A 14,329-nucleotide genomic window follows, 5' to 3' on the forward strand; every position below is an offset into this window, starting at 1 on the left:
ATTCACTAATGAGGCTTAAGTGTCCAAAATCGATCACTCGTTATTTTCTGCACATGAACATGCTCTAGAAAAAGAAGCTTGCCCTGAATGCGGCAACTTACTGCAGATGAAAAACAGTAAACATGGACCTTTCCTTGGGTGTAGTAATTATCCGCAGTGTGATTATAAGCGAGCTTTGCACCATCATGGCGATATTACGAAAGTACTTGTTGGCAGTGATTGCCCTGAGTGTCATAGTGAATTAGCCATCAAGCAAGGGCGCTACGGCATGTTCATTGGCTGTACTGCTTTTCCTGACTGCCATCACATTGAATCATTAGCCCATGCGGATAAAACCGATATCACTTGCCCCAATTGCAAATCCGGTCGTTTAGTGCAGCGAAAATCTCGCTTTGGTAAGCTATTTTATGCTTGCGACAGCTACCCTAAGTGTAAGTATGCGGTGAATGAAAAACCTGTGGCACAGCCTTGTCCAGATTGTGGCTGGGGCATCTTGACTGAGAAAAAAACCGCTGCTGGACTGCGTTTAGTGTGTCCTCAAAAATCATGTAAGTATAAAAGCGAAACCCTTTAACCCGCCATAATGAAAGAGTGCGTTGCGAGTTTGCCGTTAGAAAAAAATATTGATTAAAACCTCGACGCCGTATTGAAAAAGAAGGACAGTTGTAAATGGCATTGCCAGATAAAGCCCAAGTAAAAGCCTACTTACTTAAGCTACAAGATCAAATTTGTGAATCATTAATGCAAGCCGATGGCTCGGGTGTGTTTATTGAAGATAAATGGCAACGTGAAGAAGGCGGCGGCGGTCGCACGCGTGTGTTACGAAATGGTTCTGTTATTGAGCAGGGAGGGGTTAATTTTTCCCATATCTCTGGCGATAAAATGCCGGCCTCTGCAACTGCTCATCGGCCTGAATTAGCAGGTCGACGTTTTGAAGCGATGGGGGTGTCTTTAGTGATCCACCCTAACAACCCTCACGTGCCTACCTCACATGCCAATGTACGTTTTTTTATTGCCGAAAAAGACGGTGAAGATCCGGTGTGGTGGTTTGGTGGTGGTTTTGACCTCACGCCATTTTATCCCGTGGATGAAGATTGCCAACATTGGCATCAAGTAGCTCATGATTTATGCCAACCATTTGGTGAGCAAGTATATGGCGATTATAAAAAGTGGTGTGACGAATATTTCTTCTTAAAACACCGCAACGAAACCCGAGGTGTGGGTGGTTTGTTTTTTGATGATTTGAATAAGTGGCCATTTGAAGATTGCTTTGCGTTTATGCAAGCGGTGGGCAATGGCTATTGTGATGCTTATTTACCGATCATGGCGCGTCGTAAAAATACGCCATTTACCGAGCAGCAACGCCAGTTTCAATTATATCGCCGTGGCCGCTATGTAGAATTTAACTTGGTTTGGGATCGCGGCACCTTGTTTGGTTTACAAAGTGGTGGTCGCACGGAATCGATTTTAATGTCGATGCCCCCGTTAGCCCGCTGGGAATACAATCTACAGGTTGAAGCTGATAGTTTAGAGGCCAAGCTGACGCAATATTTAGTGCCACGAGATTGGTTATAAACGAGTATTAAAGCTGCGTTATATGCAGCTTTAATGTCGATGCCGTCAATACGCGAGCCCGCAGGGAATACAATCTACAGGTTGAAGCTGATAGTTTAGAGGCCAAGCTAGCGCAATATTTAGTGCCACGAGATTGGTTATAAACGAGTATTAAAGCTGCGTTATATGCGGCTTTAATGTCGATGCCGTCAATACGCGAGCCCGCTGGGAATACCATCTACAGGTTGAACCTGATAGTTTGGAGGCCAAGCTGACGCAATATTTAGTGCCACGAGATTGGTTATAAACGAGTATTAAAGCTGCGTTATATGCGGCTTTAATGTCGATGCCGTCAATACGCGAGCCCGCTGGGAATACCATCTACAGGTTGAACCTGATAGTTTGGAGGCCAAGCTGACGCAATATTTAGTGCCACGAGATTGGTTATAAACGAGTATTAAAGCTGCGTTATATGCGGCTTTAATGTCGATGCCGTCAATAGGCGAGCCCGCTGGGAATACAATCTACAGGTTGAAGCTGATAGTTTAGAGGCCAAGTTGACGCAATATTTAGTGCCACGAGATTGGTTATAAACGAGTATTAAAGCTGCGTTATATGCGGCTTTAATGTCGATGCCGTCAATAGGCGAGCCCGCTGGGAATACAATCTACAGGTTGAAGCTGATAGTTTAGAGGCCAAGTTGACGCAATATTTAGTGCCACGAGATTGGTTATAAACGAGTATTAAAGCTGCGTTATATGCGGCTTTAATGTCGATGCCGTCAATACGCGAGCCCGCAGGGAATACAATCTACAGGTTGAACCTGATAGTTTAGAGGCCAAGCTGGCGCAATATTTAGTGCCACGAGATTGGTTATAAGCGAGTGTTAAAGCTGCGTTATATGCGGCTTTAATGTCGATGCCATCAATACGCGAGCCCACTGGGAATACAATCTACAGGTTGAAGCTGATAGTTTAGAGGCTAAGCTGACGCAATATTTAGTGCCACGAGATTGGTTGTAAACGAGTATTAAAGCTGCGTTATATGCGGCTTTAATGTCGATGCCATCAATACGCGAGCCCGCTGGGAATACCATCTACAGGTTGAAGCTGATAGTTTAGAGGCCAAGCTGGCGCAATATTTAGTGCCACGAGATTGGTTATCACTGTTGCTAACAAATATCGAACACGGCGTGTTTTTTCGCTAAATCGCAGCAAAACACGTCGCAGTCTCTAACGCGTCCTTAAATTAACCTACCTAGCTGAATATTATTGATTACGCATATGGCTAGCGAGTTGATCTAACGAGGCGCGCATTTGCTCTCGTACTTCAACGTTACCGACTTGGCGATCAAGCGCCTTGTTCATACAAAACATCCATTGATCGCGCATTTTACAGTCGACTTTAAAGGGTAAGTGGCGGGCTCTTAAGCGTGGATGGCCATATTTTTCTTCAAACAACGGTGGTCCGCCGGTCCAGCCCGATAAAAACTCAAAGAACTTTTGTCTAATAGCATCTAAAGGTAATGGGTGGATAGCATATAAGTCCGCCGCTTCTGGTGCTGATTCCATAATGTCATAAAAATCATTGGCCAGTGCTCGCACTCCTGCTTCTCCGCCGAGTAATTGATAGGCAGTTAATGGTTCAATAGGTGTTGTTTCGACTTTTTTTGGAAACAGTTTTTTTATCAAATTCATTGTTAACATTTTGCTGTAAATGGAATAATAACGGCAGTAGCGGTTTAGCCGCACCAGATTTATCGATTATCGGCTCATCAGCATCAAGCTATCGAATCTCGAATTAACGACCAAAAAGGTAGAACATGGATAAGTACGCAGTATTTGGTAATCCCATCGGTCACAGTAAGTCACCTTTTATTCACACTTTGTTTGCTCGTCAGACACATGAGGATATCAGTTATCAAGCCATCGCGGCACCTTTAGATGACTTTGCGGGTGAGTTAAAGCGTTTCTTTGCCGCCGGTGGCAAAGGTTGTAATGTGACGGTGCCGTTCAAGGAGCAAGCGTTTGCTGCGGCGGATATTCTCACCCCTCGTGCCCAGTTAGCAGGTGCGGTCAATACGTTAAAACTAACCGACGATAACCTCGTCATTGGTGATAACACCGACGGGGCTGGCTTGGTTCAAGATTTAAAGAACTTTCATGTTAATATCCAAGGTGCGCGTATTTTACTGTTAGGGGCTGGCGGCGCAGCGCGTGGCGTATGTGGTCCTTTATTAGATGAGCAACCCGCCGAGTTAATCATTGCTAATCGCACTTTTAGTAAGGCGCAAACCTTAGCTGACATCTTTGCCGAGAAGGGCAATATTAGCGCCGCAGAATTTTCTAGTTTAAGTGGCGACTTTGATTTAATCATTAACTCCACGTCAGCGAGCTTATCGGGCGATTTACCGCCGATTGAGTCTAGCCTTGTGCGTCCTGAAACAGCGGTTTATGACATGATGTATGGCGCGGGTGATACTGTGTTTTTAGCATGGGCGAAAGCGGCCGGTTCACGTTTAACACTTGATGGTTTAGGCATGTTGGTGGGTCAGGCGGCAGAAAGCTTTGCGGTATGGCGCGGTATTCGCCCTGGCAGCAAGCAAGTGATGGCTGAGTTGCGTCGTAACTTAGCGCTATAGCAGGTGAATTGAGATGAACCAAAGTATTCAATTTCCAGATCAACAGCAATGGCACCAAGCGAAAGGCATGGTCGTGTTCCCCGCGTTAAATGGCGGGCAGCTTATTCAATGTCATGTAAGCCTGAATTTTTTGACGCAGCACGGTGAGCTAGCGGATTCATCATCCGCCAGTGTATTAGCTTTATTCGAGCAGTTACGTTTTGACTTAGAAGAATTAGCCGAAGAAAAAATAGCTAATGAAGACTTTGATACTAATGGCGACATTAACTTAACGTGATAACAATATTTGAGCGCCGTGGGTGATAAGCGTTATAGACAAGTTAGCTTAAGATTATTAACCTGAGCAAAATGAAAGATGCAGTGAAGCAAATACAGCAGTTGAGGAGAGTAGTGTGGTTAAAGTATTAGTAAACGGTGCTAAAGGCCGTATGGGCAGCGAAGCGGTTAAAGCGATTAATAACGATCCAGAGTTAACTTTAGTTGGAGAAGCTGACTTTGGTGATGATTTAGCGGCAAAAATTGTGCAATGCCAAGCTGAAGTGGTGGTTGATCTGACGGCAGCGTCAGCAGGATTTAACAATACTCAAACCATATTAAATGCCGGCGCTCGTCCTGTTATTGGCACCAGCGGTTTTCAGCAGTATCAAGTTGATGAATTAGTAGCGCTTTCGGTAGAGAAAAAACTCGGCGGCCTGATTGCACCTAACTTTTCGGTTGGTGCGGTACTGATGATGAAGTTTGCTGCCGAAGCGGCGAAATATTTACCCGATGTTGAAGTCATTGAAGCTCATAGTCCGCAAAAGGAAGAGAGTCCTTCAGGTACTGGCGTTCGCACGGTCGAGCTAATTGCTGCAGCACGTACGAAAGCACCTATGTCCACATCGGACAAAGAATTAATAGAGGGCGCGCGCGGTGCTAAATTACATGATGTTCCGCTACACTCAATTCGCTTACCGGGTGTAGTTGCACAGCAAACGGTATTTTTTGGTGGTTTAAGTGAAACCCTTAAAATTGAGCATAACTCTCAACATCGTGAATCATTCATGCCTGGTATCTGTTTGGCTTGTAAGCAAGTTATGACCCGAGAGCAACTCGTTTATGGTTTAGAGCATTTAATGGATTAATTGAGTCAGTAGAAATTCTGCAAGGACCGTAACGACTAAGGACTGATTTTTCAGTCCTTTTTTGATAAATAAGGCGTAAAGATGAAAAAATATTTAACTCTTTTACTTCTCCCTTTTTCTGCATGGGCTACAGAGATAGTTGATAACCCACCTAAGGTTCCCGTTAAAAAGGATGAGTCGGTTAAAATTGAAGCACCTGCGGCTCATGTCGAAGCCATTAAATCTAATTTGACCTTGCTAGGAACCACTGTTAAGCCCAATAGTTTTCGTACTTTGTCATGGTCGAGCGAGCAATCATTTACTGGGATTGATTTAGGCACCCCTGTATTGGTGGCAAGTGGTGCGCAGCCGGGGCCGACCTTGTGCTTAACTGCAGCGGTCCATGGTGATGAATTAAATGGTATTGAAATCACTCGTCAAGTTGTACACCCATTAGACACTAACAAACTCAAAGGCACGGTGATTGGTGTACCCATAGTGAACTTAGATGGTTTTCATAATTCATCGCGTTACCTTAAAGATCGTCGTGACTTAAACCGTTACTTTCCTGGTTCAACCGAAGGCGCGTCGGCGTCACGTATTGCCTATTCTTTTTTTAGCCAGATTATCACCCATTGTGATGCCTTAGTGGATCTTCATACTGGGTCTTTTTATCGCACCAACTTGCCACAAATACGGGCTGACTTAAGCCATCCGCCATTGGCTGAATTTAGTCGAGGTTTTGGCGACATTACCATAGTGCAAAGTAAAGCCAGTACCGGTACCTTACGCGGTGCAGCGATGGAGCATGGCATTCCAGCGGTTACCATGGAACTAGGAGCACCGATGAGTCTTGATTTAGACAGTGTATCGGTTGGAGTGGCTGCTATTAAGCGTCTGATGCGCAGTATGGATATGCTGCCAGAGCCTTATCGTGGTGGAAGCGTGCAACCTATTTATGTTGAATCGTTTTGGTTGCGCTCTGATCACAGTGGTATTTTTGTTAGCAATGTTTCCCTTGGTGTAAAAATTAAAAAAGGCGATATTCTCGGCACGGTAACGGATCCAGTAACCAATGCTGCATTTCGTGTGCGGGCTCAATCAAACAGCACGGTAATAGGCAAAGCAATTAATCAGTTTGTTTATCCTGGTTTTGCTGTGTTTCACTTAGCGATTAATACTACGCCAGAAAAAGTAGAGAAAAAAGCAGCAGAAATACAACATCAGGAGGAAACTCAAGAGCGCGCGATAGAGGGGTTAGATGGGGAGCCTGAAATTGAGGGCGGTGATGTTGGATCCGATGATGCAGAAGAAATGGATGGCTAGTGGTGTTAGCCTCTTGTAGTCCATAACCCGAGCTATTGATAAGTAAAAAAAGCTTTATCTGTATCTACTCGTAATAGGCCTGAGCAAAACTAAGGTTAAGTTGAGCCTATTCAAGATATCGTTGCAAGCATGCTTTAAGACCTGCTTCTGCTTCTTTTTTGCCGCTATACGACGAGCCTTTGATACTGTTAGCCCAATCTTGTTGTTGCAAAATAAGCCGAGCTAAGAGGGCTTGCTCTGAAGGTGATACATCTTCAGTGCGCCCGTGCTTGATTAACCACTTTTTGATATTGGGTAAGATAAATGCTAGCGGACGGTGATACTGCACATAGGTCTGAATATCTTGGATTAAGTCAGTTGGGGCGGGTGTGTGATGGCTATTTATAATAAAACAGGCCAGCTCGGGGGGGAGGTGTTTTAATGGTCCGCAAAAATGATCGCCAAGTTGATTAAATAGGTGCTCTTGGCACTGGAATAGCCAAGGGGCCTGCTCGGCGGTTAATGGCATTAACATTAATGCGCTATAACAACCGCTAGCGCTATCTTGCGTTAAACCTAAATGAGCGATCTGAAAGCCTAAGCGCTGCCAGAATTGACCGAGTTCGAGGGTTAAGCCAAAGCTAGAGCCGAGAAAATCATATCCTTGTCCGCTAGCCCATTTACTGAGTTGTTTAACTAGGTAGCTACCTAAGCCCTGCTGTTGTAGGCTAGGGTGAATAGCAATGCGCATAATACGGGCATAATGCTTAGCGCCTGCGGCTTGCTGTCCACCATGAAATAGCAGCGATTGGGGAATTAAATGACCTTGAATGCGCCTTTGTCCGTGATAAACATCTTGGCTTAATGACTCTGATAATTGACCTTCACTACTGATAATGGCGGCGCCGATAATTCCTTGCCCTTGCTGCAGTGCCATTATCTGAATACCTGGGTTATCCAGCAACGCTCTTAAATCTGACGGCTTAGTCTGATAATGAGCGCATACCAATAACGAAAAAATAGCGCGCAGCAATGCTTCGCTGTTACTTAGCTCTTGTGGCATAACCTGACGAACAACCAGCTCTTCATCTTGTTGGGTTAAGCTCAATGATGGTAGCTGCGCATCGAGTAATAAAGCATTAAAAATCAATGCCTCGACTGGATCGTCCTCAGCCCAACGAATCGGTGATTTGAGATGAGTTTGTTTATACCCGTTTGAAACGCGTTGTAAATAGGGGATAAATTTAAGACTGAAGCCTCGTCCTGAGCCCTCATAACCATGCAAAGTTGAACAAAATACCACCCGTTTGTAATTTTGGTTAAGCTGTTGCAGTAAAGGAATGGGTAGGGCAGCGGCTTCATCAATGAGCAATAATGTTGCTTTTGGTTGTTCTAAAATCAGTTGGTCGGGAGCAAAGAATGTAAGGGTATTTCCTTGGTAGTTTAAATTGTTGCCAACCCTTTCTGCTGCGGGCAAGTTGGCTTGAGCAAGTTCAAAGACACTTTGTACGGCCTGAGGTGAGGGGGCCGTTAATGCTATCTCAATTTGTTGCTCTTGCGCGAGTAATTGCGCAGCGGCAATACCAAGCGCTGCTGACTTTCCGCGGCCACGATCGGCGGTTAGTATTAAAGGGCGGTTGGCTCTGCCGGCATTTACTTTATGGATCGATGCCACGGCATCGGCTTGCTCTTGGTTTTTATATGGTGCCTGATATTGCGGTATGTGAAATGTTACTGACTCAGTGTTTGACAGGTGCTCAATACTAGGTAGCGGCTGACCTTGTTCGACAATAGTTGCACTGGGGTCTTGTCGTAATAATGCAACCAACCGTGCCAAAAATAAGCTCTTTTTTGGTGGCGGCGATTGTGCGGATATAAACCTTAGGTAATCAGGATCTTGATAACTAGGCCAGGTATCAAGTGGTGGACAAATAAGAATAAGTATTCCCCCGCCAATTAATGTCCCACTGAGGGCACCGAGTGCGTCTGCAGATAAACCTGAGTAGGCATCAATAATCAGCTGTGAGCACTGTTGTCCCAGTAATAAATGAGCTTGTTTTACTTGATAATAGCGAGTAGATGCCGGTAGCGAGATAGTTGGAACAGGGGCGCCAATAAATAAAGCTTCAGGCTCAATCATAGGCATCATGGCACGATGAGCCCAGGCTTGCTCACCGCTAAGAATAAGTAAGCGGCGGTGATTTGTTTGCTGCGCTTGTTTAATGAGAGCATTAACTAATGGAAGTATGTTCAATCTGACGCTACCTGAATTACAAAATACCTGATTCCAGTTGTCCACTCAGGACAAAGGCACTATATGGGAAAATAGCAGAGAATGCGAGAAGGTGACTAGTGTGCAGGGTTGTGCATTTTTTCTGTTTTATGATAATTTTATGCTTATTTATTGATACGGGTCTCATTTCAGGTTGGATTAATTAACGGGTTTCTAGCGCTTTGATAATATGGCTAAAACCGCTGATTTATTGCGGGTTTCATACTTAGCGAAGGATGCGCGAACTTATTTTATGTTTCAAACATTAGTTCAAAATATGCCGAGGGCAAAGGGATTCGAAGCCTTTTGTTATTCTGGCCTTGGTAGTTTATCAAGCCTCTATCAGGGCTGCACTTTGTTACTGGTCGATGATCAAAGTTTATATGTGGTTGCGCGTGCTAATCATAGAGAGGGAGTGCGGTATTTTTCTACGCCTTTATCGGTCTACCAAGAGCCTGACTTTCCTTTAATATCATGTTATTCAGTGATTAACGAAGGCAAAAGTGTGGATGGCATTCTGCCTTTAGTAAACCAGCAAGGTATTATTGGTTTATTAATTGTAGAAGGTAAGAAGGGAGTATCGTCAAAAGTAAACGAGTATTTACTCGAAGCCCTTAGTTTTGGGTTAGATAATTATCGCTTGTCATTAGTTCATCAGGCTCAGCAATCAGAGTTACAACGCAAAGAACTTGCCTTGGCCAGAGCGGACGAGCAAACAGCTGCGTTTTCAGGACTACTGAAAGAGTTACATGAAATCACTATTGAACTGTCTAAGTTATATTCATTAGATGAATTGTATCGCCATACTGTTGAGGCTGGTACGACTCGTCTTGGTATTGATCGTATGGCGGTATTTATCATGGATACCGAGCGCGATATGTATTTTGGTACTTATGGTACTAATGAACAAGGTGAGGTTGTTGATGAGAGCTATTTTCAAAACAACATTCCAAATGTGCCATTTGTACAAGAAGCGTTAACACGTAAGGACTATTTAAGCGTTTGGGATGATGCGCCCATTTTGCATGATACCAAGGAAATAGGCTCAGGCTGGAATGCGATGATTGCCCTATGGCATGGTGATGAAACGATAGGTTGGATTGCCTGTGACAATTTCATTAATCACAAACCGTTACCAGACTACCAAAAAGAAGTATTAATCCTTCTCGCTTCCACGGTCGCGCAAATGATCATGCGCAAACAAGCTGAAGAGCAAGTGATGTTACTTAACAGAGAGCTTGAATTGCGAGTACGAGAGCGTACCACTGAACTTGCTCAAGCCTACCGAGCTTTGGCAGACGCTAATTCTGCATTACAGCTGGTTTCTGCGATTGATTCGTTAACCGGTTTAGCAAATCGGCGAGCTTTCGATGAGCGGCTAGAATCAGAGTGGATTAATGCGCTACGTGAGCACAGCAATATTTCTTTAGTTTTGATCGATGTTGACTTTTTCAAGCAATATAATGACAGGTTTGGCCACCCCGAAGGGGACGTTTGCCTACAACGCATTTCGCAGGCCCTAAAAGAGTGTGTAAATAGTAATAAAGATCTTGTTGCCCGTTATGGCGGTGAAGAAATCGTTTTACTTTGTCCTGGAATCAGTGCCGAGCAAACCGCCGTACTGGCAGAGCTTTGTCGTAAGAAAATTGAGCTGCTCAATATTTCACATCCGGAAAATGGGATTAAAGAACGAGTAACCATTAGCTTGGGACATGTTTGTATCCAACCCGTGAATGGCATGCCTCACAAAAATCTGATTTGCATCGCCGATCAGGCTCTCTATCACGCCAAGCAGACAGGCCGCAATATCTCGGTACAAGCCGAATACGGCCAATTCAAATAGTAAACTTAAAATATCTACAATTAACTGCATTCCATCGATTGCAAATTCACCATATCTCTGTATAATGCGCTCCACTTGCTAATAGAGTAAGTGGAGCAATAGCTCCCTGCCAGAATTACTGGCCACACAGAGCCCCCGATTTGGGTGGCTAATGGTTTAAGCCTCACTAATCACTTATTTTAAGTAAAGTAGATAGGTGGAGTTTTTTTATGTTTTTAACTATTGGAGCCTTGGTCCATGCAGAACCAAAGAATCCGTATCCGCCTGAAAGCGTTTGATCACAGACTGATCGATAACTCTACAGCGGAAATCGTTGAAACTGCAAAGCGCACGGGTGCTCAGGTTCGTGGTCCGATTCCACTGCCTACTCGTAAAGAGCGCTTTACTGTACTGGTTTCTCCGCACGTAAACAAAGATGCGCGTGATCAGTACGAAATTCGTACGCACAAGCGCTTGATTGATATCGTAGAGCCAACTGACAAGACTGTTGACGCACTAATGAGGCTAGACCTAGCCGCTGGTGTTGACGTTCAAATCAGCTTGGGCTAAACGGAAGAGAAAGAGGTTATAACAATGACAATCGGTCTAGTTGGTCGTAAAGTTGGTATGACTCGCATCTTCACTGAAGATGGCGTTTCTATTCCAGTTACGGTAATTGAATGTACTGCAAACCGCGTTACTCAGGTTAAAGGCCTAGAAACTGACGGTTACAGCGCAATTCAAGTGACCACCGGCACCAAAAAAGCAAGCCGCGTAAATAAACCTCAAGCAGGTATTTTCGCGAAAGCTGGTGTTGAAGCAGGTCGCGGTTTGTGGGAATTTCGTCTTGCAGACAATGAAGGCGCAGACATCCAAGTGGGTGCTGAGCTGAACGTTGATAATTTCAACGAAGTAAATAAAGTAGATGTTACTGGTCAATCTAAAGGTAAGGGCTTCCAAGGTGCTGTTAAGCGTTGGAACTTCCGTACTCAAGATGCGACTCACGGTAACTCTCTTGCCCATCGTGCACCGGGTTCAATTGGCCAATGTCAAACTCCAGGTCGCGTATTTAAAGGCAAGAAAATGGCTGGTCACATGGGTGCTGTTCGTGTAACGACTCAGAACCTAGAAGTTGTTCGTGTTGACGCTGAGCGTAACCTTATCCTTGTAAAAGGTGCGGTACCAGGTGCAATCAACGCTGACGTCATCATCAAACCTGCCGTCAAAGCGTAACAGGAGATAGTAATGGAATTGGTATTGAAAGACGCGCAAAGCGCTCTTGAAGTTTCCGAAACTACCTTCGGACGTGAATTCAACGAAGCCCTGATTCATCAGGTTGTCGTTGCATACGCTGCAGGTGCTCGTCAAGGTACACGTAAACAAAAGACTCGTGCAGAGATCGTTGGTACGGGTAAAAAACCTTGGCGTCAAAAGGGTACTGGCCGCGCACGTTCTGGTAGCCAAGCGAGCCCAATCTGGCGTTCTGGTGGTGTAACTTTTGCTGCGCGTCCACAGGACCACAGCCAAAAAGTTAACAAGAAAATGTATCGTGGTGCGGTTCAAAGCATCCTTTCTGAACTTGTTCGCCAAGATCGTCTAGTAGTTGTTGAAAACTTCGCTGTTGAAACACCTAAGACTAAAGAGCTAATAGCTAAGCTGAAAGAGCTTGAGCTAAACGACGTTCTTATCATCACTGAAGAAGTAGATGAGAACTTGTTCCTAGCTGCGCGCAACTTATACAAAGTTGACGTACGTGATGCTGCTGGTATCGACCCTGTTAGCCTAATCGGCTTTGAGAAAGTTCTTGTTACTGCTGCTGCAGTTAAGAAGATTGAGGAGGCTTTAGCATGATCAGTGAAGAACGTTTACTGAAAGTACTGAGTGCTCCACATATCTCTGAGAAGAGCACTCGTTCTGCTGAACTAGACAACACAGTTGTGTTCAAAGTTGCTACAACAGCAACTAAAGCAGAAATCAAAGCAGCAGTTGAAAAACTGTTTGAAGTTGAAGTGACTGGCGTTAGCACTCTTGTTGTTAAGGGTAAAACCAAGCGTCATGGTCAACGTGTAGGTCGTCGTTCCGATTGGAAAAAGGCTTACGTGACTCTGGCAGACGGTGCTGAAATCGATTTCGCTGGCGCTGAGTAAGAGGAACTTTATCAATGGCTATTGTAAAATGTAAGCCTACATCTCCAGGTCGTCGCCACGTCGTTAAAGTGGTTAACAACGACCTGTACAAAGGCAAGCCATACGCACCACTACTTGAGACTAAGTCTAAGTCTGGTGGTCGTAACAACGGCGGTCGTATTACAGTTCGTCACATCGGTGGTGGTCATAAGCAACACTATCGTGTAATCGACTTTAAACGTAATAAAGATGGCATCCCTGCAAAAGTAGAGCGTTTGGAATATGATCCAAACCGTACTGCGAATATCGCACTAGTACTTTATGCAGACGGTGAGCGTCGCTACATCTTAGCACCTAAAGGTGTTCAAGCTGGCGATGCACTACTATCTGGTATTGATGCGCCAATCAAAGCAGGTAACGCTCTTCCTATGCGTAATATCCCAGTAGGTTCTACTGTGCACGCTGTGGAAATGAAGCCTGGTAAGGGTGCTCAATTAGCTCGTTCAGCAGGTGCTTACGCACAAATCATCGCTCGTGATGGTGACTATGTAACACTACGTCTTCGCTCTGGCGAAATGCGTAAAGTTCAGTCAGATTGTCGCGCGACGATTGGTGAAGTTGGTAATGCTGAGCACATGCTTCGCCGTCTAGGTAAAGCTGGTGCAAGCCGCTGGCGCGGTGTTCGCCCTACAGTACGTGGTGTTGTAATGAACCCGGTTGATCACCCACACGGTGGTGGTGAAGGTCGTACTTCTGGTGGTCGTCATCCTGTTTCACCATGGGGTGTGCCAACTAAGGGCTACAAGACTCGTTCGAACAAGCGTACTGATAAGTACATTGTACGTCGTCGTAATAAGAAATAATTAGAGGAATACGCCATGCCACGTTCTCTCAAGAAGGGTCCATTTATTGACCTACACTTGTTGAAGAAGGTAGAGAAAGCGTTGGAAAGCGGTGACAAAAAGCCTGTTAAGACTTGGTCCCGTCGTTCAATGATCATTCCAGATATGATTGGTTTGACCATCGCTGTCCATAATGGTCGTCAGCACGTACCAGTATTTGTAACCGATGAAATGATCGGCCAAAAATTGGGTGAGTTTGCACCAACTCGTACTTATCGCGGCCACGTCGCAGATAAGAAAGCGAAGAAGAAGTAAGGAGTAGATAATGGAAGCTTTAGCTAAACATAAGTTTGCTCGTACTTCGGCGCAAAAAGCACGTCTAGTTGCTGACCAGATCCGTGGTCTACCAGTTGAAAAAGCGCTAAACATTTTAACTTTCAGCGACAAAAAAGCCGCTGACCTAGTTAAGAAAGTTCTTGATTCTGCTATTGCTAACGCTGAGCACAATGAAGGCGCTGATATTGATGAACTAAAAGTTGCCAAAATTTTTGTTGATGAAGGTCCAACCATGAAGCGTATTATGCCTCGTGCTAAAGGCCGTGCTGATCGCATTCTTAAGCGTTCAAGCCACATCACAATTGTGGTATCGGACAGGGGATAAGTA

At 44.8% G+C, this 14,329-nt stretch carries 16 protein-coding genes; 14 read left to right on the top strand and 2 right to left on the bottom strand.

Features of this window, described 5'->3' with window-relative positions:
* The first annotated feature begins 19 nt into the window (after positions 1-19).
* Complete coding sequence (locus Q4519_RS04110) at positions 20-574, top strand: topoisomerase DNA-binding C4 zinc finger domain-containing protein (protein WP_232800718.1); 555 nt, start codon at positions 20-22, stop codon at positions 572-574.
* A 95-nt stretch (positions 575-669) separates the two neighbouring features.
* The gene (gene hemF / locus Q4519_RS04115) at positions 670-1,575 is read left to right on the top strand and encodes an oxygen-dependent coproporphyrinogen oxidase (protein WP_303509838.1); all 906 of its coding nucleotides are present in this window, start codon (positions 670-672) and stop codon (positions 1,573-1,575) included.
* A 1,247-nt stretch (positions 1,576-2,822) separates the two neighbouring features.
* On the opposite strand, the gene Q4519_RS04120 is transcribed toward hemF, so the two are convergent.
* Positions 2,823-3,251 (bottom strand): group II truncated hemoglobin, encoded by a 429-nt coding sequence (locus tag Q4519_RS04120; RefSeq protein ID WP_232800716.1) that lies wholly within the window; start codon positions 3,249-3,251, stop codon positions 2,823-2,825.
* Positions 3,252-3,376: 125 nt separating this feature from the next.
* Between Q4519_RS04120 and aroE the strand changes: the two genes are divergently transcribed.
* The 4 genes from aroE (at position 3,377) to Q4519_RS04140 (ending at position 6,624) form a co-directional block, all read left to right on the top strand.
* Positions 3,377-4,195 carry a shikimate dehydrogenase gene (aroE, locus tag Q4519_RS04125; protein ID WP_232800715.1) on the top strand — a complete coding sequence of 273 codons (819 nt, stop codon included), beginning with the start codon at positions 3,377-3,379 and terminating at the stop codon, positions 4,193-4,195.
* 13 nt (positions 4,196-4,208) lie between these two features.
* Positions 4,209-4,472: a DUF1488 domain-containing protein gene (locus Q4519_RS04130; protein ID WP_232800714.1), complete on the top strand. Its 264-nt coding sequence runs from the start codon at positions 4,209-4,211 to the stop codon at positions 4,470-4,472.
* Positions 4,473-4,587: 115 nt separating this feature from the next.
* Entirely contained in the window at positions 4,588-5,319 is a 732-nt protein-coding gene (gene dapB, locus Q4519_RS04135; RefSeq protein WP_303509843.1) for a 4-hydroxy-tetrahydrodipicolinate reductase, read from the top strand.
* 81 nt (positions 5,320-5,400) lie between these two features.
* Positions 5,401-6,624: a succinylglutamate desuccinylase/aspartoacylase family protein gene (locus tag Q4519_RS04140; protein ID WP_303509845.1), complete on the top strand. Its 1,224-nt coding sequence runs from the start codon at positions 5,401-5,403 to the stop codon at positions 6,622-6,624.
* Between the two features lie 106 nt (positions 6,625-6,730).
* Here the strand turns inward: Q4519_RS04140 and Q4519_RS04145 are convergent, their stop codons facing one another.
* Entirely contained in the window at positions 6,731-8,857 is a 2,127-nt protein-coding gene (locus tag Q4519_RS04145; RefSeq protein ID WP_303509848.1) for a tRNA(Met) cytidine acetyltransferase TmcA, read from the bottom strand.
* 208 nt (positions 8,858-9,065) lie between these two features.
* Here Q4519_RS04145 and Q4519_RS04150 point away from each other — a divergent pair, with 208 nt between their 5' ends.
* From Q4519_RS04150 to rplV, 8 genes are all read left to right on the top strand, one after another.
* The gene (locus tag Q4519_RS04150; RefSeq protein ID WP_232800710.1) at positions 9,066-10,718 is read left to right on the top strand and encodes a diguanylate cyclase; all 1,653 of its coding nucleotides are present in this window, start codon (positions 9,066-9,068) and stop codon (positions 10,716-10,718) included.
* 237 nt (positions 10,719-10,955) lie between these two features.
* On the top strand, positions 10,956-11,267 hold the full coding sequence (gene rpsJ, locus Q4519_RS04155; RefSeq protein ID WP_119909477.1) for a 30S ribosomal protein S10: 312 nt from the start codon (positions 10,956-10,958) through the stop codon (positions 11,265-11,267).
* A gap of 24 nt (positions 11,268-11,291) precedes the next feature.
* Positions 11,292-11,930: a 50S ribosomal protein L3 gene (gene rplC, locus Q4519_RS04160; protein WP_232800709.1), complete on the top strand. Its 639-nt coding sequence runs from the start codon at positions 11,292-11,294 to the stop codon at positions 11,928-11,930.
* A 12-nt stretch (positions 11,931-11,942) separates the two neighbouring features.
* The gene (gene rplD / locus Q4519_RS04165; protein WP_303509861.1) at positions 11,943-12,548 is read left to right on the top strand and encodes a 50S ribosomal protein L4; all 606 of its coding nucleotides are present in this window, start codon (positions 11,943-11,945) and stop codon (positions 12,546-12,548) included.
* Positions 12,545-12,844, top strand: a complete 300-nt coding sequence (rplW, locus tag Q4519_RS04170; protein WP_232800707.1) for a 50S ribosomal protein L23 — start codon at positions 12,545-12,547, stop codon at positions 12,842-12,844. Before rplD ends, rplW begins: the two co-directional genes overlap by 4 nt.
* 14 nt (positions 12,845-12,858) lie before the next feature.
* The gene (gene rplB / locus Q4519_RS04175; protein WP_232800706.1) at positions 12,859-13,686 is read left to right on the top strand and encodes a 50S ribosomal protein L2; all 828 of its coding nucleotides are present in this window, start codon (positions 12,859-12,861) and stop codon (positions 13,684-13,686) included.
* Positions 13,687-13,701: 15 nt separating this feature from the next.
* On the top strand, positions 13,702-13,980 hold the full coding sequence (rpsS, locus tag Q4519_RS04180; protein WP_119909482.1) for a 30S ribosomal protein S19: 279 nt from the start codon (positions 13,702-13,704) through the stop codon (positions 13,978-13,980).
* Between the two features lie 10 nt (positions 13,981-13,990).
* Entirely contained in the window at positions 13,991-14,326 is a 336-nt protein-coding gene (gene rplV, locus Q4519_RS04185; protein WP_232800705.1) for a 50S ribosomal protein L22, read from the top strand.
* The last annotated feature ends 3 nt before the right edge of the window (positions 14,327-14,329 follow it).

The sequence above is a fragment of the Motilimonas sp. 1_MG-2023 genome (assembly GCF_030547455.1).
Taxonomy (GTDB): Bacteria; Pseudomonadota; Gammaproteobacteria; order Enterobacterales; family CBDFNC01; genus Motilimonas.

Bases quoted from the DNA above. Each gene is read 5' to 3' on its own strand.
- rplC (WP_232800709.1), top strand. From the start codon at position 11,292: ATGACAATCGGTCTAGTTGGTCGTAAAGTTGGTATGACTCGCATCTTC.
- rplV (WP_232800705.1), top strand. From the start codon at position 13,991: ATGGAAGCTTTAGCTAAACATAAGTTTGCTCGTACTTCGGCGCAAAAA.
- rplD (WP_303509861.1), top strand. From the start codon at position 11,943: ATGGAATTGGTATTGAAAGACGCGCAAAGCGCTCTTGAAGTTTCCGAA.
- Q4519_RS04140 (WP_303509845.1), top strand. From the start codon at position 5,401: ATGAAAAAATATTTAACTCTTTTACTTCTCCCTTTTTCTGCATGGGCT.
- Q4519_RS04130 (WP_232800714.1), top strand. From the start codon at position 4,209: ATGAACCAAAGTATTCAATTTCCAGATCAACAGCAATGGCACCAAGCG.
- hemF (WP_303509838.1), top strand. From the start codon at position 670: ATGGCATTGCCAGATAAAGCCCAAGTAAAAGCCTACTTACTTAAGCTA.
- aroE (WP_232800715.1), top strand. From the start codon at position 3,377: ATGGATAAGTACGCAGTATTTGGTAATCCCATCGGTCACAGTAAGTCA.
- rpsS (WP_119909482.1), top strand. From the start codon at position 13,702: ATGCCACGTTCTCTCAAGAAGGGTCCATTTATTGACCTACACTTGTTG.
- Q4519_RS04150 (WP_232800710.1), top strand. From the start codon at position 9,066: ATGGCTAAAACCGCTGATTTATTGCGGGTTTCATACTTAGCGAAGGAT.
- Q4519_RS04120 (WP_232800716.1), bottom strand. From the start codon at position 3,251: ATGAATTTGATAAAAAAACTGTTTCCAAAAAAAGTCGAAACAACACCT.
- rpsJ (WP_119909477.1), top strand. From the start codon at position 10,956: ATGCAGAACCAAAGAATCCGTATCCGCCTGAAAGCGTTTGATCACAGA.
- rplW (WP_232800707.1), top strand. From the start codon at position 12,545: ATGATCAGTGAAGAACGTTTACTGAAAGTACTGAGTGCTCCACATATC.
- rplB (WP_232800706.1), top strand. From the start codon at position 12,859: ATGGCTATTGTAAAATGTAAGCCTACATCTCCAGGTCGTCGCCACGTC.